Here is a 26,697-nt window from a genome sequence, read left to right as displayed (position 1 = left end):
TTCATCGCCAACTGCAGATACACTTTACCAATCGAAGGTTCAAGATTATAAACTATTCTTGAGTGCGACTTTGACGATAATACTGAACCGTATCGGTTGCTTGAAATGTCTTATTCCAATCAAGGTGATTAATTTTATGTAGATGTATGAAAAAGTTTGTTCCTTCACACCTAACGCAATCACAACCTGTAGCAAATAAAAAAACGACTTTAGGGTCGGGATCTGATTTTATCGTAGACATTTTCAGTACGAAGCATTCATCTAATCCGATATCTAATTTTTTCGAATCTGTTCGAGGTTTTCTTATGGTAGAACTCGTCTTGCCTATTGCAATGTTTCTGGGATTGTTTCTGCTTTTAGCATTAGTTGTATGTGCCTTCGGAAAGGATCACATATTTGGCGAAGCAGGTAAGTGGTGGGTGGGTATTGGAGTTCCAGTAATACTTGGGTTGTGTATATTTTCAACCAAGTGGGGCAATATAATTTTTACCCTTTGGATTATGTTGCTTTATATCGTCTTCATAATTATTCCTTTAGGTTATGTGATAGTAACGTTAATGAAACCAATTTTACAATATTTAAGTATTATATGAGAAGATTACCAATTACAGGAGAAGAGAAATTGAATGAGTTAACTGTTAGACAATACTTGGCAGTGCAAATCTTTATAAGTAGGTTACCAGCTGAAGAAAGGCATAATGGTGGACTTTTCGGTTTAGACTTGGAGTTACAGGCATCGGATGCTTATATGTTAGCGGACGAAGCGTTAAAAGGTTTCAGGTAATGCACTACAAGCCATTTTCGACACCGCCACCATATAGCAAGTACACTCACATAAACCTTCACGATTTGAAGGAGGATGTAAACAAAAAACTTTTGGAGCTTGGAAGTGAGTGGATTCTTAGATGCAGACCTGATGGACGATTTACTTCTATTTGGTCTAAAAATATCAATACAGGTCAGGATATAGAAATGATATTCGATTACGAGGTTGACGAGGCTTACGCTTATTTGTTAGGCTATGCAACTGCCTTAATTAACCTTAAAATTGATGGGTTACCAGTTACATTTGATAATTCTCCTGCAGAGTCGCAAAGAAGAAAAAAGTTTCTTGGGATATTTTAATAAAACAAATCGATGGAAATAAGTCATGGACAGCTAAATATGCTTTGCCACAAACTGAATGGAATTCTGAACCAATTGGAAAAACCTTTTGTGTGGTCTGTTGTAAGGGATGGAGATAGTTACCGTTTGCAGCAACTCAATTCGCAACGCGATATAACTGAGAACATCTTAACTAACGTGTCTTCTGAGAAATGCAATACTTATCTGCTGGGGTACTACCTTGGGTTGAGGAATATCTCCATGAAAGTTTAATAATTGTTCCACCACTCATAAATTAAACAATGACCGAAGCACAGTTAAAGTTGAAGCATGTTTACTTGAATAATCACATTTTTTATGGGCTCAAAAAAACTCCAGATATCGAGAACTCATCGATGGTGTCGTTTGGAGAAGCAGATTTCTCAATTGTTCTTCAGCGGGTGCAAGCGAAGTCACTTGGGATTTATGGGATAGAAGCAACATTAAATGACGAGTATTTTGACGTTAAAACTTACGAGCAATTCAATTCTTATCCTAAAGATAAAAAGTGGTTTACCGCAGCATTTACGAGCTTTAAAGAACTTAATCTCGATTTAAGATATAGTGCGAGCTATTACGTATCGGGTAATTTATTTTAATAGCTACCTAATTTTTTTAGTGAAACTTTGGTCCGAAAAATTTTACAAAAATTCATATTTCAAAAGTTCTGGAGCGAATTTACCTGGGGCTGTTTTGAGCCTGGTCGGACAGGGGTTTCGTTATGGGGGGTACCTGGCGTGTATTAGGGAGTACCAATCGTGGGGGGTGGTGTATCGTATATGGGAATAAGAGGTGTGGGGGTGGTTTCGCTCAAAATTCTAAAATCAAATTTTATGCTTGCATTGAAGATGTATCCACTATTTAGATAATGTGAAGCTCATTTAACACCTTTTTGGGCAAATTGATATGAAAATCCTAAAAAAAATAATTTCAGAAAGCGATATGCGATTAATAAGAGATGGGTTATGTCCAGGTTTCCGAGCCGAATAAGGGAGTTATAACCAGGTTATTTTCTTGCTTTTTTCTCATTTAATTCTTTGTCAACTCGTTTTACTTTCATAATCGTACTTGTACTCAAGCTTAAAATCTTACTGATGTCACGCACGGTTTTACCCTTTTTAAGCTGCTTTAAAATTTGAACAGACGATTCTTTATTCAGAAAATCAGCTTGTGATTCTGTTGTTCCTACAGGTCTTCCAATGAACCCTCCTTTTTGTATGTACATTGCTCTTCCTGCAGAAGTTCTTTCTTTGATATTCTGTAACTCCATCTCATACATCGATGACATTACTGATGTTATCATCTTCCAAATTGGGTTTCTTTCTCCATTTGGTCTGCTTTGCAGTCCCAGGTTTCTGACTGTAATGTTAATTCCTTTTTCCTCAAGCCATTCCATATTGGAAATTACGTCACCTGTATTACGCCCAATCCTTGAAAAATCCTCCAGAATGACTTCAGTTACTTTGCCAGCCTCTATCAAATCAGTTAAGATTTTTCCTTTGGGGCGATCTTTAAACGCCATGCTACCTGAAACATTATCAAGTAACGTCAAATCATACTGTTCTTTGTCGATCTCAAAACGCTGACCATTTTGTTTTGCAGTACTTACACGGTTGTATTTTACTCTCATTCTGTTGTGTTTTTAATTATAGACTAAAAATACAACATTTTCTGCTTATATGCAAGTTTTCATCATCAATCCTGTTGCTAATTAGGTCATGGTTTAATATGTTACACAAATAAAAATCTATTTGTATATTACGCCATAAATAACGCTCTCATGATTAGTATTAATTCTTGGTGGAAACTGATTCCACAAAAAAACATAGGTCTGGATGATTGCTATTTGCATTTCACCAGATTTGGGGAAGTATTATCATATTCTACTCTCTCCGACATTCCTCATAAACATTATTGGCGGTCTCAAAATGATAGGCTCATACTAAGTTTTTATAATGGATATTCTTCCTACACTGGCACGCAGCTTTTTGAAAATGTCATAAGTGGACAGGCAAAAAATCAACTCAATGAGAGTTGGAGTTTCAAGATGGTAAAATTCCTCGATTCGGAACACCATATCTCCGAACCAAGCAATTTAATGATTGACTTATTCATAAATAAGTGGAATTTTATAGAAAATGATCCCAATCTAAGAACCGATGTAGCCGTTTTTGTCTCCAATGGAGAATTTAGAACTGATAATCGTAAAAAAATTAGCAGCAAATGGCAAATAATTGACGAAAAGTTGCATATTTTCTTCAATGATGCTCACATTCACTACATTGGAGAGTTCAATGGAAACTCAATTAAAGGTACTGCGAAGAACATACACGGTTTATCATGGGATTTTGAATTCACTATCCTAAATAAATCTTCCAGAGTGGAGAAGATACCAACAATTCAAAATTTGGTCAATACGAATTGGGATATTACATTAAGTCAAGAGTATGTTAAACAAGCTTTTGTAATACAACGCTCTGCAAGTTTTCTGCCTAACGGGAAAGTCCGATTGGTATCTGTGAAATCTGGCAAAGAAATGAGTGGAGTTATTTGGAAGATCATGAATGATAGAGTCTTTATTGTAACTGACAACGAATTTGCAACCTATAAAGCAGAATTCATAGGTGACCTCTTGTCTGGATACATGACAAACAAAAGTTATAAAAAATTCAAGTTTATTGGAAGACAAGTTGTTGTTGGTAACGGTACTTTAGAAACGGAAGCGAAAAAAATACCTATTGTTCCTCCGAAGTCTTTAGAAAAGATTTTTAAAATTGGGGATTATGACGATGATTCCAGAATATCTTATCTGGGAGAATATCATAGGTATTGGGAAGTTTTCAGGGAAGTTAAAAATCCAAATTTTGACGAATTTAGCCAGAGGATCTTGCGTCTTAAAGAAAGTGAAGAAGAAGCAATGAAATATTTTTTCGGCAAGTTGAATACAATACTATCTGATACTGAGAAGTGCATATGTTATGTTCCTTCCAGCGATAAAGATAAATTATCAACAGGTATTCGGAAGCTTTGTGCTAAATTAGCTGCAGCAAATAAAGGTATAGATTTTACGAATTGCATAGTTCGGCATACTTCGATTGCCAAAGCGGCACACGGGGGTAGACGTAGTGTGCAAGTTCATTTAGATTCATTACGAGTCACTAATTCTGAACTTTTGAGCGGAAAGCAGGTATTATTACTGGATGATGTTACCACGACTGGTAGCTCTTTGCTTGCATGTAAAAAATTATTAATAGACGCTGGTGCGAGCAAAGTTTATTGTTTCGCCTTAGCACAAACCACATAATAGATGTCATTATCAACAGAACACATCATAACGCTTTTGAAAACGCCAAAGTTTGGTCAAGTTTCAGTGAAATATATAAATGCAAATATAAAATATAAAATTTCCAATCTTAGAGAGTTATTGGATGCTATCAATGAGCTGAAATCTTACAATTCGAAACTACCTATTCCGAATATAAGTGATCTTGAAAATGCCTTTTCGAATTCCGAAATGATCATGAGTACTGCTGAGAGAAAAAGTATTAAAATTTTGAGCTGTAATGACATAAATTATCCCATTAGACTTAAGCGATTAAACGACTATCCATCCATTATTTACTATAAGGGTTCGCTCGCTGCTATTAATGCTGAAAGTTCAGTTGCAGTCATCGGGACACGTGAGCCAAGTATATTTGGTATCAAAGCTGGTAGGCGGATGGCAAGTATTTTTGCTGACCATGGTTTTTCTATTGTAAGTGGCTTAGCAATCGGTTGTGATTCTGCAGGTCACCTTGGTGCTCTTGATGTAGGTGGGCAAACAGTGTGTGTTCTTGCAAATGGGGTTGATATAATCTACCCAAAAGAAAATACTGCTCTCGCTGAACGTATTCTTGAGGCAGATGGTGCTTTACTTTCCGAATATGAACCTGGAGCGAAAGCGTTCAGGCAATCATTTGTTCAAAGAGATAGACTGCAAAGTGGATTAAGTGACGGGTTGATAGTTCTCGAAACAGATATCAAAGGTGGAACAATGCATACAGTTGGATTTGCTAAAAACATAAACATTCCTATTGCTTGTTTATCTGGACACCCCGAAAATCTGCGGGATCATCCAAAAACAAAGGGAACACAGTACTTGGTTAACAATGGTGCAATTCCATTATCAAATCAAAATCAGATTTATTCCTATCTTAAACTTTTAAATCCGAATGTGATAATAACAAAATCTGATGAAGGAAAAAACTTCTCTGCTGTTCTTGAGGAGAGGTCTAAGATTGAAGCTAATATCGATGTTTTAGATCAATTAAGTAACGTTTCGAATGATTTCACTGCAGATGAGACGGAGGTGCAAGCTTCAGTTAAGAATGATGAGATGTTGCCAGCTAAAGCTAAAGGTAGTGAGCTTGCGATTCCAGTAAATGAAATTGTTCCAGATAAATTTGTTACTCTAAGTGAATTTAGAAAAGTGAGTGAAGAGCTCGAAACTGTTAAAAGAAAATTGATTCTTTTAGAGGAAACATTAAGTGAATTTAATAAGGTGTTACCGAAATTACTCAAATCCCCGAGCACAAAAAAAGAAAAGAAGGTTGAAGATAAAGAACAACCTACATTATTATGAAAAAGGCTGTGATTTTTGATCTCGACCAAACTTTGATAGATACGAGTAGTATTGAACATTTAAGACGTGCTGGCTCATGGCAATTTGCTTATGAGGGAGTAAAGAAATTGAACAGTTATGCTGGTATAGATGAATTTATTCATCTGTTGAACCAAAATAGTGTTGACGTTTTTATTATTACTATGTCACCATCAACTTATTGTTCAAAAGTTATCGAGCGCTGTAAATGGGAAATTTCTGGCACAGTTTGCTATCATGATGTAAGACCATTGATTAAACCCCACCCAGAGCCATTTTTAAAATTAATAAGAGATTTTAAATTAGATACACAGTCATTGATTTCCGCAGGGGATAGTGCTCATGATATCGTTTCTTCAAATAAAGCAAATGTTACGTCAATTGCTTGCAGCTGGGGTAGTAGGGATACCAGCAATCTATTGTCAGCCAGTCCCACATATGTTGCAAATAGTCCTTCCGTTATGTTTGACCTGATTAAAACATTCCATGGAATTTGTGAGTAAAAGGGTTTAGATCTGCACCTTAACATTCGGTGGGAAGTAATACCTGATTCAGCTAAATTCTCTATCTTTGTTTGGAGACGATATTAACTCTTACGAATGTGTTTATATACTCTGAATGGTTAGTTTTTTATTCTCAATAACAGAAAGTTTTCAAATAGAAATAGAAACCTTGAGATAAGGTGCAATGCAAGATGCAAGGTTAAGCTCCGACATAATTTATAACTTTTAATTTAACATAAATGAACATAACAGAATGTAGAACGTTGATCATTGAACATAATAATTTAAAAGGTTCTAATATAGAATACAATGGTTTGATTTATCGAGTCCTTGATGTCATTGCAGTACCTGCACCTGCACTTATGGAAATGTACTTAATTGATTACAGTAAGTACAAAGACTACGATCGAGCCATCTCAAGATTTCTTACCCACAAAGACCTTGATGTTGCTTTGTATTGCAAATCATCAGCTGCCGATAATCCAATTGTCATATTGTTGAAAGATAGTAATACAACAAATTGTTAATTTCTCCAGATTGGTACGAGTTATTCATGCAAAGCACATAAAAATAATATTATGAATGCAAAAAAAGAGTATATAACTAATTTGGCAAATAATTTGATCGCCAAAAAACGTAAAATGAGTGGAGGAGACCTTGCCTTAGATTTGAATAACAATGGTCATCGCACAAACTCGAATCATACCTATGTTATTGGAGGTAGAGGTGTATACAGGCTGTTGCACGCAACTTATGACTCGTTAGTGTCTGAGTCAAGGCAAGGTGATGCAGATAATATTGCAAATGCTTTTACAGATTCTTACGGCAATCCAGCTTGGAATAAATAAAATAAATCATCAGTAACCTTTCACATGAAATATAAAATTTACACCTCTGGATATAAATATAAACAGAACGAGAACAAAATTTTTTCAATAGAAAAACAACTTGAATGGCTATTTTTGCCAAAAGATATTAAAGTCGTGGTCGATCTTAGGTCGATAAGCACCTATCCAAAGTATAGTGAAGCATCAAGTTTTTCACATCCCATAAACACGCCTAAAATTCTTAAAGATAACTTAATTACTTGCTACAACCTTGGAGACTTGATGGTTGCTTTTAATGAGGCGATGACGAAACTTGAACTGCAGGAGGAAAAGGTTGATCGTAGGGAATTAGAATATTCAAATTTGCTTGCTTTATGCAAACAAATCGCATCAACCCATGGAAATCTTTGTCTGCTTTTTCCAACAACCTATAACTATATTCATCGTGGAAACGGAAGATTTCTATCAAACAGGGGTGGGTTTTCAACGGTTATGAATAAGCTTTTTCCCGCAGAAGAAATTTACCATTTCCATCCTTTTTTAAAGAGAGATATTATTATAGAAAACACTTCCCTTTTTGCTTTGGGCAAGGGGGAGATACCAACTTACTATGTTGATAAATCAGCTAAAGAGGCAGCAAAAAAAGCCTCACTAAACTTTTATTATGATGATGACGATCATAATAATTCTTATAGTTTAACCGAACAAGACTACGAAGATATGTATCGTGATGCGTATGAGGGTAATTCGGAATTAACTTGGAACAATGATTAGTTGACACAAACTTTTAGGTTATAGAATTAAACCATTCATCTAAATTCCTTCGTTTTAAGATTAAAAAGCATTTGTTCTTGAATTTCTTTCAATTCTCATCTGGTTTTTCAACGTATCATACTTTTCCTTTTTTTCCTCTTCCAATAATTCATATTCAATTTTGTATCTCATATCTAAGAGTTCATTCTGATTTGACATTAATCGCTCGGCTGCATCAAGCTTGTCTTGAGTTAGTCCGTTTTCAATTATCCATTGTTGAGATTTTTTGTTGTTTCTGGAGAACATCCATGTTACACTCCCAACAATCAGGATAAATCCAACAATCAAAAAGAAAATTGCTTCTTCAATTGTAATAGTTTCTGGGGCATATGCTAATCTCCCCATATATAAGATAAACGAAATAACTACAAATGAGTAGTAAATATTTTTTTGTAGTTTAGTAAGTGTAATTTTTTGATTTCTATCTACATAGGGATTCAACCTTTGTAGTTTTATTAGTTCGTAGTATTCCATATTATCTATAACTGAGTTTTGTTATTCAAGTTGCTCATTGTATCTCAAGGTCTACCTCTTCGAGATCAAATGTATCATTAACAAATTCAATGGTATCTGCCTCAACAAGTTGATAGCTAATTGCTAAAACTTTGCGAAGAGAAACTTTTAATAAATCTTTTCTTGCCTCATAGAATTGCCTAAAGTTTGAGAATTCCATCTTTTGTGATTCTGGGATATAATTGTTTATTACAAAATGTAACTGCTCGCTTGAGCTTTTCGTTGTTATCCAGTTAACAAATTCAGCTGCATTTTTTGACTCATTTTGTCGACCCTCCATTAGTTGTAAATTTGGGACACAGTCTCTCAATCGCAGCCATTCTTCTCGATCTTCAGGAGTTAATTCCAAATCATCAAATACATTATTGTTGAATTTTGAGGCAGGGTGGATGTGATCTTGATGGAATTGAACTTCCTTGTATCTCAATTGTGGATATAATAAAGAAAGGACTAAGAAAGATAAGCTCCCTTTTTTATATGTCATAAATGTTTCCAATTCGTTTTCAGTGATATATAAAGATTTTCGTGATGGTAAGTCTACTTTTAGCAATTCTTCAAATGAAAAATTTTTAATTCGAAGATCATAAGTGATTCCGCCTCGATCATCTTTTTTAGCCTCTCTTAAAAAATTTCGTAATACTATCAATAACTGATCTTGTGCATTGCCATATATTCCATTTAATAGGGAATGAATTAAATATTTTTTAATAGATATTTTTGACTCGTTGTCCAATGTACCACCCTTATAAACGTAGTAAGCAATTATTATTAGTACGTTTTGTGATGAGAGTAGTTCCCTGCTAAAACCAAATTCTACCAAGAGTTCAACTGATTTCTCAATAGCATTGGCAATCTCAATCCAGTCGTTCTTTATCTTTAAAACATTATCTGTTTTAAAAGAGTTCACTTTGAAAAGTACTTGAGAATCGGTTAGAACTAAGCATGATCTCATTAAAAACTCATTTCCAAAAGAAAACCCATCGCCTTTTTTATTAATCCGCTGCAGTAAATTCTCTATTTCTTCCCGACCATCAGACCAAGTTGCCACTATTGTTGAAAACAATAAGTCAGTCTTGCTGAGTGGAACTCCAGCGCTGTTAACTCGGACAAAAATCTTCAATATGTCTTCTAAATCATCTTTAGCAATCGTAAAATAGTTAATTGACTCATCTGCAAAAATTCTTCGGTGTAGTATGTCTAAAGCTTTTCTGATGGGGCGTCTTTTTGCGGATAATTCTAACTTTTGGCTTTCGGTTGCACTTAATGTGATATAGTTATCAATAAAAACGTCAAGTTCGGGATCTTTATTCCATTCTAAAACTTCTCCCACCCTAAACCAATATAATGATTCTTCAACTATTGTTTCATTTCCATTTTCATTAAAGAACTTACGGTTTCTTAGAGTCCATGTGTTGGATTCGTGTTCTGTTAAGAAAAGAAACTCGAAATTAGTATCCTCATTAAGTATCATGTCTCCATCGACAATCTGGTATGGAAGATTGAGTAGGTTCAAATACAACTCTGTTTTACGGTAGGAGTTATCATTAGACTTATGCTTTCGAGGAACTCTTTCCGTATGTGTTCCTTGCAGACCGATATACAGAGAACTTAATCTTTGTTGCCCATCAAGTACACCAATGATTTCTGGATTTAAAAAACTTCCAGTCTTTCTTTGATTATATGGATGCCTCTCGTCATATGCTTTTAGAAATTCGTAGAAAACGTATGTATTAGCAACATCTCTATTTAATTTCCAAAATAGAAAAGTTCCTATAGGGTAGTTTCGCATTAATGAATCAAACAGCAATTCAATCTTTTGCTTACTCCACACGAATTTTCTCTGCAACGCTGGTAAATAAACCTTACTTTCTTCTATATCTTTTATAGTATCGTAAATTGTTTTACTCTGATATCCCACTTTTATATCATTTATTGACTGGAAAAATAGTTAATTCCAGTCAGTTTTGCGTTCGTTTTTTCAAATTTTTCCACTGTCTCTTCAAATTTTATATCTTTATAGCCTATGGTGAAAGTTAATGAAGGTGAAATGGTAATGATTGAATCACCTACAGAATTTGCAGATAAAATCGGTCTTGAATATGCAAAAGGAAGCAATCAGTCTGATAAAAAGGAGCGTGGTCAGTTTTTTACTCCTATCCCAATTGCCAAATTTATGGCAAATCTTGCTAAAACTAACAACACACATTATGACATTTTAGATCCAGGTTTCGGCACAGGTATTTTAACATCGGCACTTATTGAACATCAAATTGAATCAAATTCAGAATTGAAATCTGTGGTGATCACTGCGTATGAAACCGATGAATCAATCATATTATATGCTGAACAAACGCTACAAAACCTTAAATTATGGGCTATATCGAAAGGGGTTGAATTAAGTTATAAATTAATTTCAGGTGATTTTATAGCTTCAAATTATCAATATCTTAGTGAACCAGCAGAAAACTATGATATCATTATAACTAATCCTCCGTATTATAAGTTAGGTAAAGATCACATCTCTATACAACAATGCAAAGAATTAGTAAGTGGACAACCAAACATTTATTCCTTTTTTTTAGGCATAGGTGCAGCACTCCTTCGTGAGGATGGGGATATTATTTCGATAACGCCAAGAAGCTTCTCTTCTGGAAGGTACTTTCAGGCTTTCAGAGATTTTTTCTTTTCGAAGGTAAATCTAATGCATGTTCATTTATTTGATTCTCGTAGAAGTTCATTCAGTAGAGATAAAGTCCTGCAGGAAGTATTGATTCTTAAAGCGACCAAAAATAGTTCATATATTCCTACCAATGTAATGATATCCTCAAGTGGCGGCATGAGCGATTTACAGAATCCTATCATAAAAACGTATGATATTACTATGGTTATTGACTCAAAGAGTACCCAAAAAGTAGTGCATATCCCCATTAATGATAACGAAGAGCAAGTTTTGAACCTTGTATTAGGGTGGGATTGCAAATTAGCGGATCTAAATATTAATATTTCAACGGGTCCAGTAGTAACTTTTCGTGCTACAAAGTTTTTAGTTGATCATGACGCTAAATTGGAAGCTGAATTTTGCCCATTGATTAGGCTTCACAATGTCACTAAGATGGAATTGAAATACCCATATAAACTCAAAGGAAAAGCAGACAAAATCTTAATACTAAAAGAATCAATGCCTATCTTACTACCCAATAAGGATTACGTGTTACTTAGACGGTTTAGTACCAAGGATGATAAGAGCAGACTTATTGCAGCTCCGTATTTATCTGCAGTCACACAATCTGATTTTGTAGGAATCGATAATGCAGTAAACTATATTTATCGCAAAAACGGTACGCTGAATTATGATGAAATTATGGGATTGTCAGCTCTACTTAACTGTAATCTCTTTGATACTTATTTTAGAATTTTTAACGGTAACGTTAATGTAAGTGCAACTGAACTTCGGGAGATGCGTTTTCCTAATTTAGAAACGATCAAAGAGATAGGAAATCAAATTATTGCAGAGAATAACCTAAGCAACGATCGGGTCAATGAAATAATCAATAATATGTTTTTTAAATTAACACCTCAACAAAAAGATAAATGAGCGAAGAATTAGATGATAAGAATGAAGATTTAATAATCGAAATCGAAACGGTTAGAAAAGAAATAAAAACTGACAACTTCAGTATGGCTCTTAGGGAGTTGGTTCAGATATATCGTGATGGGGATTTGGAACTTTTCCCAAACTACCAAAGGTTATTTAGGTGGGAAGAAGATCAGAAAAGTAGGTACATCGAATCACTCCTGATGGGAATACCTACGCCACCAATTTTCATTGCGCAGAAGAAAGGTTCTAAGTGGACTATTGTGGATGGCTTACAAAGAGTCTCTACAATTTTGCAGGTTATGGGGTTTCTGCAACCTACAGACACTAATGGAAATCTAAAAGCTCCATTCAAATTTACCAAAACGGAAAAATTGCCTTCCATTGAAGGTCTTGATTGGGAAACTCTTCATGAGAGCGCAAAGAGAATTATTAAAATGTCTAAGCTGGATTTAAAGATAATTCTTGTCGAAGATAATGTTCAAGCTCAGTATGAACTATTCAAACGTTTAAATACAGGGGCTGTAGTTTTAGAGCCTCAAGAAATAAGGAATTGTTTAATTATTATGCTGGATGATTCGTTTTATACAAGACTTGATGAGTTAAAAAACTATGCGAATTTTAGAAAGTGTTTGAAACTAACAGAAGCTAAGAAGGAAATCGAATTTCCGACGGAACTCATTTTAAGGTACTTCATTGCTAAACACAATCATGTTGACTATACATTGTATAATTCTACTACTGATTTGCTTAGCGATTTCTTGGACAAGGAAACAATCAATTTAATAGGTGATGATGATTTTAATCTTGATGAGGCTATAGTAAATTTCAAGCTTGTTTTTGACCTGCTTTCCGAAACATTAGGGGAAGATTCATTTAAGAAATTTAATCCAGAAAAAGGTGGGTTCGATGGGGCGTTCTTGCAATCCAGTTTTGAGGCTATTACACCAGGATTATCCAATAACATTGATTACTACGCTGGTGAGGGTAAAGCATTGTTGAGACAAAAAGTAATTGATCTCTATTCAGATGAACGTTACTTGGAGTATTCAGCTCGTGGCAGGAAAGCGATAACAAGAATTAATAATATGACCAAATTTTCAATCGATTATTTTTCGAAATATGAATCTTAGGGAATTAGAGGATCTGCTTATTGAAGATTGGACATGGAGAAAAAAAGAAATTTCGAATCTTATTCTGATAGCCGAAAGCTCAGGAGAGGAAGTTGTTCTCAAATCAATCATCCTCTTACTTTATTCTCATTGGGAAGGGTACATCAAAAAAAGCAGTAGAATTTATCTTAAATATATTTGCGTAAATGATTGCATAATAAGTGATTTAACAGATAACTTTAAAGCTGTTGCATTAAAAGGTGTTACAAAAGTTGTTGTAAGTTCCAGTCAAACACTAACACTTGAAAATGAGATTGCTTATATAAAGAAGTTTAGTAAAATTGATGCACACAAATTAAATACACATATTGCAATCGACCTTGAAAATGAAAAAGATTCAAGTATAATCGATACAAATCAAAACCTTAATCCAGCTATTTTCAAGAATATTTTGAATGTAATTGGCTTAAATTACAAAACTGCTTACGAAGCGAAAGAAATATATATTCAAGAGCAATTATTAGCTAATAGAAACTCAATAGGGCATGGCAATAAAAAACTTGCCAGTGATGATGATTTTAGTTTAGAAATAAACAAGATTAAAAAGCTTAGAGATGTAATCGTCTCCATTGTTGAGAACGTTAGAGATGAAATAATCGAATATTGCTCAAATGAATATTATCTAAAAGAGAATCAAGCTGCACTACCTGCTTTTTTGGAGCAAAAAGAAATTGAATTAGTTAATGCCTTCAACGAGATAGAAACAAGATATACAGATGCATAAAATCCAACAAGCTCAAGAAATATTAAAGTCGTTCGGATTACCGCCTGCACAATACAACGAAACCGCAGCATTGACTTTATTAGCCTTATGCCAAGTTAAGGAAGATGATGACTGGGTTGATGCTGCTAACCCTTCGCTTGGAGTTTCAAAAGGAATAATGAAATTCATATCGGACAACTATGGCAAAACCTATGCTGCCAACAGCAGGGAAACTTTTCGAAGACAAGTGCTCCATCAGTTTGTCCAAGCTCGAATAGCAGATCTAAACCCCGACAATCCAACATTACCAGTTAACAGTCCGAAGGCACATTATGGCTTGACGCACGAGGCGTTGACTGTAATTGGAAGTTTTGGCTCTGAGGATTGGGAGGATTTATTAAAAAAGTTTGCAGATAGTTTTGGTAGGCTTACTGAAACTTATTTAAAAGAGAGGAAATTAAATCTGATCCCTGTCACGTTACCAAATGGCTCAACATTAACGTTATCTGCAGGTAAACACAACGAAGTACAAGCTGCAATCGTTGAGCAGTTTGCACCGAGGTTTGCAAATAATGGTATGCTTTTGTATTTAGGGGATACTGCAAAAAAAGATTTGTACGTGGAGTTTGATAAATTGAAGGATTTAGGCATTCCTATAGATCAACACAGTAAATTGCCAGACGTAATTATATATGATCAAGAGAGAAACTGGTTATTCTTAATTGAGGCGGTAACTTCTCATGGTCCAGTATCTCCAAAACGCATGCACGAACTTGAGGATTTATTCAAGAATTGTCCTATCGGAAAAGTTTACGTAACTGCGTTCCCAGATATGACAGAATTTAAAAAACACTCAAAAGAAATCGCTTGGGAAACCGAGGTTTGGCTTATGGATATACCAGATCATATGATTCATTTTAATGGGGATAGGTTCATGGGACCTCGTAGTTAACCCACTCATGGAATGAAGTCTGGTACAGGTTTCGTTCCCAAATCATTCCAGCTATTAATTTTCTTTGGTACGATTGGTTCGGAGTTGTATAATATAGGATATTCTATATGGTATGGTAGCAGTTTTGCTAATTCCTTTATCAAGTCATTCACAGCTTTTATTTTAGCGAAAATGGTATCATCAAGTATTTGGGCGAGTATATGCTTTGTCTGAATTTTATTTTGGATTGATGTGCCTTTTAAGTGAATTATGTCGTTACGTAACTTTTCAAGCTCCTTGAACCGTCCCCAACATTTAAATTTCGTTGGCGAAGAAATTTTATACGCAGCTGGAATTATATCCTTTAATTTTTCTGATGTGCTTTTATTACGTTCAATTTGTTGCTTATCTACATTGACATTCATCCCGTTTTTTGTTTCTTGGATATTAAAATCTTCTGGGATTAAAGAATTACTGAGAGATTCGACAGCAGAATAAATAATAATCACTGCAGCTTGAATTTCTTCAAAGTAGTCATACATCCTTACTGTTTCAATGTTCGACAATACCAATCTTTTACGAATTCTAATTTTTGGTAATATTATTTCAGAATATAATAATTTCGCTCTTGCCAAGTGTTTGTCAGACGAACTCATAAAGATTGCAGTCATGTTTGGGGCATCAAATAGTATTTCAGCCTTTCCTAACTTGTAAGTTTGTATCCGCTGAGTGGTTATATCTTAATTGACATCTTTTACTGAAAAGACTTCAGGTTTTCGTTGGCGTTTATCAAAAAGATCGTGATTATTCACTTCCATAATTTTTCATTGATTTAACAGTTATCGTAACAAACGATATAAAGTTCATGATAAAATAATATTATATCAAATTTACATCCGCTATCTCATTCCTAACCATGGCAATTGTTAATTATTAACATACATGAACATTGAACACAATTTAAATTAACTGTTAAGTATCGTCAGAGTTGAGAGGCAACAATAAATTCGAATCGTTATTTGGTTTTTTTAAGGTTGATACTGAATTAACTCGCTTACTCACCATAATTCTTTTCGTTAATTCTTTGAGGAAAAGTATCAAGGACTGTCATTTTACTTTTTATAGCAAGAGTTTTACTAAACCAAATCTCCTCTTCAATTTTGTTAGTATCACTGGCATTCTCTTTTGCTTATGAACCTCCGCAACTAAAGCGTTGGCTTTGGTGATTCGGCAACCAACAACACTCAAATCATTAACCGCTTTGAAATAACCATAGCGGATCTATAAGATGATGAGAACGATGAAGCCGAATTTGAAATCATCAATGATACCACGTTAATAGCTTACGATTTGATAAACTACTTAAACGAGGAAGCATTTGCTTTCTTGTTTCAAGTTTCTAACGTTACTACCATCAACAACTTTTCAGAACAAAACGATGATTTAACCGCAGGTGTAAACTTCGTGGTTAACCTTTCACAACAACGAATCATCAACCCTTGCTCAATGCCAAGTTAAAATGAATATAAAAAACGAAAATAAGGCGTTTTAAGGCAGTAACTTTTTCGGGATGTTTGTTTGTTTGTTTGTGTGGGAGAAAGTGTTACCTGTAGGGTAAAAACAACGTAATCCACACACATTATCTTTTTGTTGATAAGTATTCGAAATGTTACACAAGAATTTTCTTATTTTTGAAATAATTAAATAAGGAAGGGCTAAATTTTCCTGCAACAGAATTTAGCCCCTACTTAAATTGTTAATCATTAAATAAATTTTTCACGATGGAAAAATCTTTTGAGTTAGCGGAGTTGAGTTTGGGAACATCTTCCTCCGAAATCATTAGCAAAGGTAACACCTTTGTTATGAAATTACAATACCTGTTAGTAACTTTTAACGAGCTACTCAGGCAGCTACTTATTTTTATAGCAATGCTGATAGCACTGCTGTCACAAAGTAGGAAATTAGAAGAAATAATACAATATTACTTCTAACAAAATCAGCCCCTATCATAAAATTGGTAGGGGTTTTTTGCTTTTTACGGCATCCGTAACCGCTCCGTTAATATCTATTAAAACGCTTAATGGTATTAAACGCACTTGGAAAAAAATTCATACATAATGAAGAAGGTTTGGTTTTAATGGCATATCTATGCCCTGCAAACGTATGGACTATTGGTTTTGGGAACAGATACCACTTAGATGATACACCAGTAACGAAAGGTGATAAGATAACACTGGCAGAAGCGAACAATTTAAAGTTCCAATTACAAAAAATCAATTTAATGCGCTCACCTCGTTCTGTTACAACATCGGAACTGCAGGTTTTCTTGGTACAACGTTGCTAAAAAAAGTAAATGCCAAAGCACCCAACGAAGAAATTTCAAACGCAACTGAACCTTTAGGTTAGGGGTGGTGGTAATTGTTACCATTTGATGGTTGGTGATTCTTATTGGGGAATGATCGCACTTCAACTTGGTGGTTGGCGTGTTATTTTTCAAAACGGAAGTAGTGAATATAGTGGTGGTGATCTGCAACCTCTTATCGACTTGATAACCTTTCAAAATAATGGCTAAACAATTATATGCAGGTTGAAAAAAGGGACGAAAAAGGGACGAAAAATGTAAATTCCAGTGTTTTTCTTTTAATCTGAAAAAAAATATAAAAAATCTACACCTTTCAAAAACCGCTTTAAATACATTAAAAACGCATATTTAATAACATTTAGTTGATATCCGCTTAACATTGGAACTTCATCTTTGTGGTGTAAATTACTTGGTTAGTATTTATTAAGTTTAGGTTAGTTGATAACAAAAATACCCGGATGGATGTCCGGGTATTTTTATTTTAGATCTATAAGTTCTTTCCAAGTTTCTCCAGCATTTCCGGCGGAATATTATGGGTATCAACCACAAGGAAACCATCCAGGCAATCAGAGAATTTCGGATCAATGTTAAATGAGATGATTTTGGCATTCAGGTTCATGTACTGTCTGAGCAATACAGGAATTTTAATATGTGAATTTTCAATATCACCTATAATGCTATCCAGATCTTTAAATGATTCACTGCTATCTACCAATGTATCTGTAGAAATCGGGAGAAGGTCTGCTTTGAATTTATTTCTGGGTTTTACATATTTTGCCATTTCATAATCAAAATGGTTTTTGGTAATGTAATCTACGATGAGTGCTTTACTAAATTTTGAAAAATTATTGCTAATACTCACCGGCCCAAACATAAAACGGTATTGTGGATTATCGATCAGGTATTTTAAAATCCCTTTCCACAATAAGAAAAGTGGTAGTGGTTTTCCCTGATATTCTTTTCTGATCCACGACCTGCCCAATTCAATACCTTGTCTCAACATCGGATAAAACTGATCCTTCATTTTAAAAAGCTCGGAAAGGTAGAAACCACGGCGACCCATGCTTTCCAAAATTTCGTCGCCTTTACCAATGCGATAAGCACCTACAATATTCTCCAGGTCTTTATCCCAGATAAATAAATGATTATAATAGATGTCGTAATTATCAAGGTCGATTTTTTTGTTTGTTCCTTCGCCTACTTCGCGGAAAGTAATTTCACGCAAGCGACCAATTTCCCTTAAGATATTAGGTATTTTCAACGTGGGAACAATATAAACCTCATAGTTTTTTTCAGTCCATACCCTGAAATCTTCAAGTGTGGTAACCTCTCCTTTAATTAAAACTCTTGAAGTTTCTTCAATTATTTCGACTGGTTTTTTCTTAATCTTGAAAAGTTTAAGCGGATTAAATAATTTTTTCTCCTGATCTAAACCAACACCCAAGGCATATGTACGGGCACGTAAAAAGTCCATTAACTTATTACTGCTGTTCATATGCGATACCTCAGCAGGGGCAATTGGTTTTCCAACCCTAACTTTAATAGCGAGACCTTGTTTGTTCAAAAATTCTGAAGGAAGTTTCGCTGTACGTAAAGTGGGGTGAATAAAACTGAGTATGTTAAACAATACGCCATTATTTCCGTGGAAATATATAGGTACTACAGGAACCTTTGCCTTGGCAATTAGTTTGCCTACTACAGGATGCCACATCCTGTCGGTAACCTGCTGGGCATCCAGCTTGAAAGTTGAAACCTCACCGGCAGGGAAAATTCCAATAGGCGTACCGTTCCTAAGTAAATCGAATGTTGTTTTAAGTCCGCTTATGCTAGACGAATGCTGAACATTTTCGAATGGGTTAACGGCAACAAAAAACTCATCAAGATTCGGTATTTTTTTCAAAATGAAGTTCACCATTACTTTTGCATCAGGCCTCACAGTACACAATAGCTTAACAAGCGCCAGGCCTTCAACGCCTCCGTAAGGGTGATTTGCTATTGCGATAAAAGGTCCGGTTTTAGGAATACTGTTCAGGTCGTCTTCATCAAATTCTATAGAAACCCCGATAGTTTCCAATATCTTATCTACAAATTCCAATCCTTTAAAGTGTTGATTTTGAGCGAAAACATCGTTAATGTCGTTAAGCTTCATAATCTCCATTAATAAGCCTGCTAAACCTGGTACCCCTAGCTTATCGATCTTAGTTGCCTTGGCAAACTCAGACGTCGTGATGATCTTCATATAAAATTCTTAGTAGTTGATATTGCAGAACTGAATCAGTTTTGCAATCCCAAAAATAAGATTTAAATTTATAATAAACATGTCATATCAAATATGAGGCTTTGGCTGAACAAATATTTTGGATTTAGTAAGCGTGAATTTAACGGCTTGTTACTGCTTGTTTTTATCATCGTTGTGCTAAAAACTGCTCCATTATTTTATGACCATTTTATGCCCTCTAAAAATGATAGTAAAGCACTTTTGTCTCAATTGGCTGAAATTGAGATTAAAGATAGAGATATCAGTAGCCATAAACACAATGGATTTGCTGCTACCTTTAAAAAGAAAGGTAAACTGTTTAAATTCGATCCTAACCAATTGAACGCCGATGGATGGCAAACACTGGGTTTATCGTCAAAGCAGGCACAGGCTATTATCAACTATGTATCTAAAGGTGGTAAATTCCGTAAGGCAGAAGATCTACAGAAAATGTACACGATTTCGCCAGAGATGTATCAAAGGCTTTTGCCCTTTGTTGTAATCGAACCTCAATCCGGCAGTGAACCGCATGACCAATCTGTCTACGTCAAAAAGGAATTTGTTAAGAAACCAGCCGTAATAATTGATATCAATCATGCTGATTCCGCTGATCTGGAGGAAATAAAGGGAATAGGACCCACATTGGCACGGCGTATATACAAATATAGAGACCGGCTGGGAGGCTTTTACAGAAAGGAGCAACTTCTTGAGGTATATGGGCTTGATTCCATCCGTTATAATGAAATCAAAGATCAGGTTAAATTAGGCCCGGCAATTTATAAAACGGTGAATCTCAACACTGCACAGGCTGAGGATATCAAACGCATTCCGTATCTTAGCTATAAGCAAATTAATGCCATTATACAGTATCGTAAGCAACATGGAGCTTACGCTTCAATAGCAGACTTGAAAAAAATTGTAATTTTGAATCAGGAACTAATTGTGCAGATATCGCCTTACATTTCGTTCTGAATGATCACTATTAGATCTCATCACACTCCGCGTTAACCCCGCCTTTTACCCGCATTATTGCCACCTTTTGTCCACCAATGCCTGTATATCACTATACATATAGTTCGCTAATGCTAAGGTCACGACCGAGGGTAGATCACCATAGTACTCAGCTTCACTTTTACTGAATATCAGATTATAGTTTACATTACCTAAAAAAAAATCACTTAAAATTTTTATTTATTTAAGCGTTGTAGGTTGATGGTTACAATGTATTGAACCAAATACCATTTCATTCTGCCAAAACACGAATATTTTATGGTAATTAACTATGAAATAAATGTTTATAATTGCTGTCACTAACTTATAAATATAAATCTGATGAGCCTGAGCTTTAATTTTTCTATTACAGAAACTCAGCAAAGTGTAAGGGCAATGGTCCGCGATTTTGCTGTGAAAAATATCCGTCCGAATTTGATGGAATGGGATGAAGCGCAGTATTTTCCAGTAGAGTTGTTCAAACAGCTGGGAGAATTAGGTTTAATGGGCATTTTGGTGCCTGAAGAATATGGTGGTTCGGGTTTGGGTTATCAGGAGTACGTCGATGTAATTGTTGAAGTAGCAAGGGTTTGCGGATCAATTGGCTTATCGCTTGCCGCCCACAACTCACTTTGTACCGGTCACATTCTGGCTTTTGCAAATGAAGAGCAGAAGCAACGATGGTTACCAAAGCTTGCCACAGCAGAGTGGATTGGGGCATGGGGATTAACTGAAGCCAATACCGGCTCGGATGCTTTAAGAATGATGACCACTGCTGTAGTAGATGGGGATGATTACATTATAAACGGCTCCAAAAACTGGATTACCCATGGCAAAAGTGGTGATATCGCAGTGGTAATGGTCAGGACCGGAGAACAGGGAAGTTCCAAAGGGATTTCGGCCATTGTAGTAGAACGCGGTACTGCAGGTTTTTCTGCAGGCAAGAAGGAGAATAAATTGGGGATGCGGGCCTCGGAAACAACGGAAATGATTTTTGATAATTGCCGTGTCCCTAAAGTCAATCTGCTGGGCAATGCCGGTGAAGGTTTTAAACAGGCGATGAAAGTTCTGGATGGCGGAAGAATTTCGATAGCAGCATTGGCACTTGGAATCGCAAAAGGAGCATTCGATGCTGCCGTAGATTATTCGAAAGCACGCCACCAGTTCGGGAAACCCATATCTGAATTCCAGGCCATCAGCTTTAAACTCGCTGATATGGCTACCGACATTGAAGCTGCTGAGCTGCTCATCAGGCAGGCTGCTGATTTGAAAAACAGGCACTTGCCTATGACAAAAGAGTCGGCAATGGCAAAATATTTTGCCTCGGAAGTATCTGTGAGGGTGGCAACAGAAGCCGTTCAGATATTTGGAGGTTATGGATATACCAAAGACTTTCCGGTTGAGAAATTTTACCGCGACAGTAAATTATGCACAATAGGGGAGGGTACGTCCGAAATTCAAAAGATCGTAATTGCCCGGGAAATACTGGGTTAAGCTCAAAGTCGAAGCTATGTTAGGCAAAGTCCTTTAGCCTGATATTTAAGAAACAACAAACCAAATATATTATGAGTAATCCGGATGGTTTAACTACCTCCGGATTTTTTTTCTATAAACCAAAGTTTATTCCTTTGCGGTTAAAATACTGTCCACTACGTAAACGCTAAAACCGCGCCATGGCAAAGAATTTTTATATTCCTTGTAGTGTAGCTCATAAAATTTGCCACTATTTGCCATCATCTTTTCAGCAATTGCTTCACTGGAGATAGAAAATTCGAATTCGTTATTCTGCAGCGTTCCGGTTTGTCTGGATCTTATTCCGCTCTGGATCAGTTTTCCTTCATAGGTTTTAAAAAGATAACCTTTTTTTACGACATAATTAAGTTCACCTGCCTTTACGCCTTCGCCAAAAACAAAGAAATAACGATAATATACAACTGCAGCAAGTATGATTACCACCAGAACAGCAATGATTGAAATAATTTTTTTACCTTTTGTCATACTTATGCGAATCTGATGATAAATGTAAATAAAGAATATTGGAAATGCATTAAGCATGAGTTAAATTTTCTTTCTAAAAATGTTTCTCATTTTTAAATATTTGCTTACATTTGCAGCCCGTTAACACGGTAGAAATTTAAAAAACACGAGAGGAGGTATTTCAGCGTTATGATCATTATCAACATTAAAGACGGCGAATCATTAGATAAAGCCCTAAAACGTTTCAAAAAGAAATTTGAAAAAACAGGTGTATTGAGAGAACTACGTAGCCGTCAGGCATACGAGAAGAAATCAGTAGCTCGTCGTACTGAAATTAAACATGCTGTTTACATTCAGAACATGAATCAGGATACAACTTCATAGTTTGTTCAAAACATATACATTAAAGTCCTACCGATGCAAATTGGAAGGACTTTTTTGTTTTAAGCTGTTTTTTAAAACACAGGAAACAATTAATTAATGATTTCTTTATGTCAAAACTATTTGTAACTTCATATTACACCTAGCAGGAGATACTGAATGTTGTTACAAAGCTTTGTTACCTATTTAACTCACGAAAAGCGATACTCTGCCCACACCATTGCATCCTATCAAACCGATTTGGTTCAGTTCGGTGAATATGTTGAGTCAGAATTTGAATTAGAGTTCCTCGCGGTCAAATACACCCACTTGCGAAGCTATATGGTGCATTTGATGGAGAAAAATTCTTCTGAAAGTACCATCAATAGGAAAATATCTGCCCTTAGGAGCTTTTATAAGTTTTTATTGAGGGAAGGTAAGCTTGAACAAAATCCTGCCGCATTAATCAAAGCCCCCAAAATTCCCAGGCGTTTGCCCGTTTTTCTGGAAGCTCAAAAAATGGATCACCTCCTGGATTCTGAAGTATATTTTAATGATAGTTTCGAGTCTAAACGTGATCACCTGGTGTTGGAGCTGCTATTTGGAACCGGAATGCGACTGGCGGAACTCATTCATTTAAAGGATCAGGATGTGGATATTTATTCGGCAACAATCAAAGTGCTGGGTAAAAGAAATAAAGAAAGAATTATTCCGATAAATAAACAGCTTATTAATCAGTTAAATAACTACATCGATTTAAAAAAGTTGCAGGATTTTAATAACAATTTGCTTAACTTAATCGTTACCAATACAGGTGCAGCGGCATACCCGAAATTAATATACCGCATCGTTACCTCTTACCTAAACCATATATCTACCCATGACAAGAAAAGCCCTCATGTATTAAGACATAGTTATGCTACCAGTTTATTAAATGCAGGCGCAGATTTAAATGCAATAAAAGAACTTTTGGGCCATGCGAGCTTAGCCGCTACACAGGTTTACACGCACAACTCAATTGAAAGATTAAAAACAATTTATAAACAAGCCCATCCAAAGGCGTAAAAAAAGGAGGAAAAATGAAAATCGGAGTTCAATCAATCCACTTCAGTGCAGACAGTAAGTTGTTAGACTTTATTCAGAAGAAAGCCAACAAGCTTGATCAGTTTTTCGACCAGATCATTAGCGGGGAAGTGTATTTAAAATTAGAGAACGTAGAAGATGAGGCCAACAAAATTAGTGAGATAAAACTCATTGTGCCGGGCGGAACACTGTTTGCTAAAGAACAATGTAAGTCATTCGAAGAGGCTACCGATCTTGCTATCGAATCGTTAAGAAAGCAGATTACCAAACACAAAGATAAAACGCGTGCAAAATTAAGTGAACATAAAGCAATTTTAAGCGAAAGCGAAGCATCTGATTACTAAGTGAATATTCAGATAATCGCGAAAAACAGAGATAGCGAACTAAAAAAGTTCGCTATTTTTTTTCAAAATAATTTTGAAGTGAAATATAAGTGTGTATATTTGCATTCCCTTTCGGAAAGGGCGTTAAGCCAGGAAGAAAAAGGGTAGTTCTTTAAAAAGATAAACTTTTAAAAAAACACGTTAATTGTAGGAGAAATGAAGATTTTTCGTATAATTGCAGAAAATTAAAAGCCTCCTTAGCTCAGCTGGTAGAGCAACTGACTTGTAATCAGTAGGTCATTGGTTCGATTCCGATAGGAGGCTCTTTTTATGTTAAAGTGTTAACATTTTAAGATAAAGTTGGGGAGATTCCAGAGCGGCCAAATGGGACAGACTGTAACTCTGTTATCGCAAGATTTCGAAGGTTCGAATCCTTCTCTCCCCACTAAATCTAATGAATGAATGAGTGAGCAGGAAAATGAGTGAGTGTTAGCATTCTTCATTCAATAATCTATCAATCTTCATTTGTAAGCGGAAGTAGCTCAGTTGGTAGAGCGATAGCCTTCCAAGCTATAGGTCGCGAGTTCGAACCTCGTCTTCCGCTCATTGTGGGTTCATTAGTGAATTTGTTCATTGCTTTTTAGCTGATGAACTCATTACAACTGAACTAATGAGCTTTAACAAAAGCCGAAGTAGCTCAGCGGTAGAGCACTTCCTTGGTAAGGAAGAGGTCGTGGGTTCAAGTCCCATCTTTGGCTCAGGTATAATAAAGCTTTGTTAAATCTGTTAGATATACAGAAGAAACAAAGTTTTTTGTGTTGAAATAACAAAAAATAAAATAATAAAAAGTTAACCTACTAATTAGTTATAAATAAAATGGCAAAAGAAAAATTTGACCGCAGTAAACCGCACTTAAACATCGGTACAATCGGTCACGTGGATCACGGTAAAACAACTTTAACAGCAGCTATTACAAAAGTTTTAGCTGATGCAGGTTTATCTGAAGCACGTTCATTCGATTCAATTGACTCTGCTCCAGAGGAAAAAGAAAGAGGTATTACTATCAATACAGCTCACGTTGAGTATTCAACAGCTAACCGTCACTATGCACACGTTGACTGTCCAGGTCACGCGGATTATGTGAAAAACATGGTTACTGGTGCTGCTCAGATGGACGGTGCAATTATCGTTGTTGCTGCTACTGATGGTCCAATGCCACAAACTCGTGAGCACATCTTATTGGCTCGTCAGGTTGGTGTGCCTTCATTGGTTGTATTCATGAACAAAGTGGATATGGTTGATGATCCAGAATTATTAGAATTAGTTGAAATGGAAGTTCGTGAATTATTATCATTCTATGAATTCCCAGGTGATGATATTCCTGTAATCCAAGGTTCTGCTTTAGGTGGATTAAACGCTGATCCGAAATGGGTTGGAAAAATCATGGAATTAATGGATGCTGTAGATAGCTACATTCCAATTCCTCCACGTTTAACTGATCTTCCTTTCTTAATGCCTGTTGAAGATGTATTCTCAATCACTGGTCGTGGTACTGTTGCTACTGGTCGTATTGAGCGTGGTGTAATCAACTCTGGAGATCCAGTTGAGATCTTAGGTATGGGTGCTGAGAACTTAAAATCTACAGTAACTGGTGTTGAGATGTTCCGTAAAATTTTAGATTACGGTGAAGCTGGTGATAACGTAGGTTTATTATTACGTGGTATTGAGAAAACTGATATCCGTCGTGGTATGGTAATCTGTAAACCAGGTTCAGTAACTCCTCACACAGATTTCAAAGCTGAGATCTATGTATTATCAAAAGCAGAAGGTGGTCGTCACACACCATTCTTCAACAAATATCGTCCTCAATTCTATTTCCGTACCACAGACGTAACTGGTGAGATCTCACTAGCTGAAGGAACTGAAATGGTAATGCCAGGTGATAACGTTACAATCACAGTTAAATTAATTAACGCGATTGCAATGGAAAAAGGTCTACGTTTCGCTATCCGTGAAGGTGGTAGAACAGTAGGTGCTGGTCAGGTAACTGAAATCTTAGCTTAATTTAAGCTAACAATAATATAAAAAGAGCTAGTTTAGGCTAGCTCTTTTTTATACACACGGGAATAGTTCAACGGTAGAATAGAGGTCTCCAAAACCTTTGATCAGGGTTCGAATCCTTGTTCCCGTGCTTAACATAATGATTGAGTTCCAGAATGAGTGAATGATTGAATTTGAAACCTCGCTTTCAAGTAATATCATTCACTCATTTACTCATTCACTCATTCAATAATTTGATATGGCTAAAGTAGTTGAGTTTATAAAAGAATCGTACGATGAAATGACCCAGAAGGTTACATGGCCAACCTGGGGCGAATTACAAAGTTCGGCAATTCTTGTGTTGGTAGCTTCTTTGATTATTGCATTGGTTATTTTTGCAATGGACAAAGGTTCTACATTTGTATTAGATACTTTTTATAAATCACTTTCTAATTAATATATACTA

29 protein-coding genes and 5 tRNA genes are annotated in these 26,697 nt (G+C 35.6%); 28 read left to right on the top strand and 6 right to left on the bottom strand.

Annotated features, from left to right (window positions below):
• The first annotated feature begins 146 nt into the window (after positions 1–146).
• The 5 genes from AB669_RS04600 to AB669_RS04580 are packed head-to-tail and all read left to right on the top strand — an operon-like array spanning position 147 to position 1,742.
• Positions 147–593: a hypothetical protein gene (locus tag AB669_RS04600; protein ID WP_047798135.1), complete on the top strand. Its 447-nt coding sequence runs from the start codon at positions 147–149 to the stop codon at positions 591–593.
• The gene (locus tag AB669_RS04595; RefSeq protein ID WP_047798134.1) at positions 590–784 is read left to right on the top strand and encodes a hypothetical protein; all 195 of its coding nucleotides are present in this window, start codon (positions 590–592) and stop codon (positions 782–784) included. The genes AB669_RS04600 and AB669_RS04595 overlap by 4 nt, the downstream gene beginning before the upstream one ends.
• Entirely contained in the window at positions 784–1,125 is a 342-nt protein-coding gene (locus AB669_RS04590; protein ID WP_047798133.1) for a hypothetical protein, read from the top strand. Before AB669_RS04595 ends, AB669_RS04590 begins: the two co-directional genes overlap by 1 nt.
• Positions 1,126–1,137: 12 nt before the next feature.
• Positions 1,138–1,377, top strand: coding sequence for a hypothetical protein (locus AB669_RS04585; protein ID WP_047798132.1), 240 nt, complete (start codon positions 1,138–1,140; stop codon positions 1,375–1,377).
• Between the two features lie 29 nt (positions 1,378–1,406).
• Positions 1,407–1,742 carry a hypothetical protein gene (locus tag AB669_RS04580; protein WP_047798131.1) on the top strand — a complete coding sequence of 112 codons (336 nt, stop codon included), beginning with the start codon at positions 1,407–1,409 and terminating at the stop codon, positions 1,740–1,742.
• 407 nt (positions 1,743–2,149) lie between these two features.
• Here AB669_RS04580 and AB669_RS04575 read toward each other — a convergent pair whose 3' ends face one another.
• Positions 2,150–2,773, bottom strand: coding sequence for a recombinase family protein (locus tag AB669_RS04575; RefSeq protein ID WP_047798130.1), 624 nt, complete (start codon positions 2,771–2,773; stop codon positions 2,150–2,152).
• 150 nt (positions 2,774–2,923) lie between these two features.
• On the opposite strand from AB669_RS04575, the gene AB669_RS21430 reads away from it, so the two are divergent.
• The 6 genes from AB669_RS21430 to AB669_RS04545 all read left to right on the top strand — a co-directional run bounded on the left by AB669_RS21430 (position 2,924) and on the right by AB669_RS04545 (position 7,886).
• Positions 2,924–4,447 (top strand): ComF family protein, encoded by a 1,524-nt coding sequence (locus AB669_RS21430; RefSeq protein ID WP_053058269.1) that lies wholly within the window; start codon positions 2,924–2,926, stop codon positions 4,445–4,447.
• A 3-nt stretch (positions 4,448–4,450) separates the two neighbouring features.
• Positions 4,451–5,764 (top strand): DNA-processing protein DprA, encoded by a 1,314-nt coding sequence (locus tag AB669_RS21425; RefSeq protein ID WP_053058268.1) that lies wholly within the window; start codon positions 4,451–4,453, stop codon positions 5,762–5,764.
• On the top strand, positions 5,761–6,285 hold the full coding sequence (locus AB669_RS21420; protein ID WP_053058267.1) for an HAD family hydrolase: 525 nt from the start codon (positions 5,761–5,763) through the stop codon (positions 6,283–6,285). Before AB669_RS21425 ends, AB669_RS21420 begins: the two co-directional genes overlap by 4 nt.
• Positions 6,286–6,524: 239 nt before the next feature.
• On the top strand, positions 6,525–6,812 hold the full coding sequence (locus tag AB669_RS04555; protein WP_047798129.1) for a hypothetical protein: 288 nt from the start codon (positions 6,525–6,527) through the stop codon (positions 6,810–6,812).
• Positions 6,813–6,863: 51 nt separating this feature from the next.
• Positions 6,864–7,133: a hypothetical protein gene (locus tag AB669_RS04550; RefSeq protein WP_047798128.1), complete on the top strand. Its 270-nt coding sequence runs from the start codon at positions 6,864–6,866 to the stop codon at positions 7,131–7,133.
• Positions 7,134–7,157: 24 nt separating this feature from the next.
• Positions 7,158–7,886 (top strand): hypothetical protein, encoded by a 729-nt coding sequence (locus AB669_RS04545; protein WP_047798127.1) that lies wholly within the window; start codon positions 7,158–7,160, stop codon positions 7,884–7,886.
• Between the two features lie 60 nt (positions 7,887–7,946).
• Here the strand turns inward: AB669_RS04545 and AB669_RS04540 are convergent, their stop codons facing one another.
• Positions 7,947–8,399 (bottom strand): hypothetical protein, encoded by a 453-nt coding sequence (locus AB669_RS04540; RefSeq protein ID WP_047798126.1) that lies wholly within the window; start codon positions 8,397–8,399, stop codon positions 7,947–7,949.
• Between the two features lie 34 nt (positions 8,400–8,433).
• Complete coding sequence (locus tag AB669_RS04535) at positions 8,434–10,356, bottom strand: DUF262 domain-containing protein (RefSeq protein ID WP_053058266.1); 1,923 nt, start codon at positions 10,354–10,356, stop codon at positions 8,434–8,436.
• Positions 10,357–10,461: 105 nt separating this feature from the next.
• On the opposite strand from AB669_RS04535, the gene AB669_RS04530 reads away from it, so the two are divergent.
• From AB669_RS04530 to AB669_RS04515, 4 genes are read left to right on the top strand one after another with little or no spacing between them, the layout of a single operon-like run.
• A complete protein-coding gene (locus tag AB669_RS04530) occupies positions 10,462–12,033 on the top strand; it encodes an N-6 DNA methylase (RefSeq protein WP_053058265.1) in 1,572 nt (523 codons plus the stop codon).
• The gene (locus AB669_RS04525) at positions 12,030–13,166 is read left to right on the top strand and encodes a DUF262 domain-containing protein (protein WP_047798125.1); all 1,137 of its coding nucleotides are present in this window, start codon (positions 12,030–12,032) and stop codon (positions 13,164–13,166) included. Before AB669_RS04530 ends, AB669_RS04525 begins: the two co-directional genes overlap by 4 nt.
• Positions 13,156–13,929, top strand: coding sequence for an MAE_28990/MAE_18760 family HEPN-like nuclease (locus tag AB669_RS04520; RefSeq protein ID WP_053058264.1), 774 nt, complete (start codon positions 13,156–13,158; stop codon positions 13,927–13,929). Before AB669_RS04525 ends, AB669_RS04520 begins: the two co-directional genes overlap by 11 nt.
• Positions 13,922–14,860 carry a BsuBI/PstI family type II restriction endonuclease gene (locus AB669_RS04515; RefSeq protein ID WP_047798124.1) on the top strand — a complete coding sequence of 313 codons (939 nt, stop codon included), beginning with the start codon at positions 13,922–13,924 and terminating at the stop codon, positions 14,858–14,860. The genes AB669_RS04520 and AB669_RS04515 overlap by 8 nt, the downstream gene beginning before the upstream one ends.
• A 5-nt stretch (positions 14,861–14,865) precedes the next feature.
• Here the strand turns inward: AB669_RS04515 and AB669_RS04510 are convergent, their stop codons facing one another.
• Positions 14,866–15,510 carry a hypothetical protein gene (locus AB669_RS04510; protein ID WP_047798123.1) on the bottom strand — a complete coding sequence of 215 codons (645 nt, stop codon included), beginning with the start codon at positions 15,508–15,510 and terminating at the stop codon, positions 14,866–14,868.
• Positions 15,511–17,101: 1,591 nt separating this feature from the next.
• Here AB669_RS04510 and AB669_RS22540 point away from each other — a divergent pair.
• Positions 17,102–17,245, top strand: a complete 144-nt coding sequence (locus tag AB669_RS22540) for a hypothetical protein (RefSeq protein WP_369799738.1) — start codon at positions 17,102–17,104, stop codon at positions 17,243–17,245.
• Between the two features lie 443 nt (positions 17,246–17,688).
• Here the strand turns inward: AB669_RS22540 and AB669_RS04495 are convergent, their stop codons facing one another.
• Positions 17,689–19,440: a lysophospholipid acyltransferase family protein gene (locus tag AB669_RS04495; protein ID WP_047798121.1), complete on the bottom strand. Its 1,752-nt coding sequence runs from the start codon at positions 19,438–19,440 to the stop codon at positions 17,689–17,691.
• Positions 19,441–19,533: 93 nt separating this feature from the next.
• Here AB669_RS04495 and AB669_RS04490 point away from each other — a divergent pair, with 93 nt between their 5' ends.
• Together AB669_RS04490 and AB669_RS04485 are read left to right on the top strand one after the other, a co-directional pair.
• On the top strand, positions 19,534–20,430 hold the full coding sequence (locus AB669_RS04490) for a ComEA family DNA-binding protein (RefSeq protein WP_053058262.1): 897 nt from the start codon (positions 19,534–19,536) through the stop codon (positions 20,428–20,430).
• A 360-nt stretch (positions 20,431–20,790) separates the two neighbouring features.
• Positions 20,791–21,942 carry an acyl-CoA dehydrogenase family protein gene (locus AB669_RS04485; protein WP_047798120.1) on the top strand — a complete coding sequence of 384 codons (1,152 nt, stop codon included), beginning with the start codon at positions 20,791–20,793 and terminating at the stop codon, positions 21,940–21,942.
• A 126-nt stretch (positions 21,943–22,068) separates the two neighbouring features.
• On the opposite strand, the gene AB669_RS04480 is transcribed toward AB669_RS04485, so the two are convergent.
• Positions 22,069–22,446 (bottom strand): hypothetical protein, encoded by a 378-nt coding sequence (locus AB669_RS04480; protein ID WP_047798119.1) that lies wholly within the window; start codon positions 22,444–22,446, stop codon positions 22,069–22,071.
• A gap of 168 nt (positions 22,447–22,614) precedes the next feature.
• On the opposite strand from AB669_RS04480, the gene rpsU reads away from it, so the two are divergent.
• The 10 genes from rpsU (at position 22,615) to secE (ending at position 26,688) form a co-directional block, all read left to right on the top strand.
• Positions 22,615–22,809 carry a 30S ribosomal protein S21 gene (gene rpsU, locus AB669_RS04475; protein ID WP_010601088.1) on the top strand — a complete coding sequence of 65 codons (195 nt, stop codon included), beginning with the start codon at positions 22,615–22,617 and terminating at the stop codon, positions 22,807–22,809.
• A gap of 156 nt (positions 22,810–22,965) precedes the next feature.
• On the top strand, positions 22,966–23,850 hold the full coding sequence (locus AB669_RS04470; protein WP_047798118.1) for a tyrosine-type recombinase/integrase: 885 nt from the start codon (positions 22,966–22,968) through the stop codon (positions 23,848–23,850).
• A gap of 14 nt (positions 23,851–23,864) precedes the next feature.
• On the top strand, positions 23,865–24,212 hold the full coding sequence (hpf, locus tag AB669_RS04465; protein WP_047798117.1) for a ribosome hibernation-promoting factor, HPF/YfiA family: 348 nt from the start codon (positions 23,865–23,867) through the stop codon (positions 24,210–24,212).
• 230 nt (positions 24,213–24,442) lie between these two features.
• Positions 24,443–24,515: transfer RNA gene (locus AB669_RS04460), tRNA-Thr, on the top strand.
• A gap of 38 nt (positions 24,516–24,553) precedes the next feature.
• A tRNA-Tyr gene (locus AB669_RS04455) sits at positions 24,554–24,636 on the top strand.
• Positions 24,637–24,722: 86 nt separating this feature from the next.
• Positions 24,723–24,795: transfer RNA gene (locus tag AB669_RS04450), tRNA-Gly, on the top strand.
• An 82-nt stretch (positions 24,796–24,877) separates the two neighbouring features.
• A tRNA-Thr gene (locus AB669_RS04445) sits at positions 24,878–24,949 on the top strand.
• A gap of 118 nt (positions 24,950–25,067) precedes the next feature.
• Positions 25,068–26,255 carry an elongation factor Tu gene (gene tuf, locus AB669_RS04440; RefSeq protein ID WP_047798116.1) on the top strand — a complete coding sequence of 396 codons (1,188 nt, stop codon included), beginning with the start codon at positions 25,068–25,070 and terminating at the stop codon, positions 26,253–26,255.
• Positions 26,256–26,311: 56 nt separating this feature from the next.
• Positions 26,312–26,382, top strand: a tRNA-Trp gene (locus tag AB669_RS04435).
• A gap of 108 nt (positions 26,383–26,490) precedes the next feature.
• The gene (secE, locus tag AB669_RS04430) at positions 26,491–26,688 is read left to right on the top strand and encodes a preprotein translocase subunit SecE (protein ID WP_029279332.1); all 198 of its coding nucleotides are present in this window, start codon (positions 26,491–26,493) and stop codon (positions 26,686–26,688) included.
• Positions 26,689–26,697 lie beyond the last annotated feature (9 nt).

Origin of the sequence: Pedobacter sp. BMA (assembly GCF_001027745.1) — a bacterium.
Taxonomy (GTDB): Bacteria; Bacteroidota; Bacteroidia; order Sphingobacteriales; family Sphingobacteriaceae; genus Pedobacter.
Note: the sequence above shows the minus strand (reverse complement) of the source record. Positions and strands in the feature narration are given on the sequence as shown.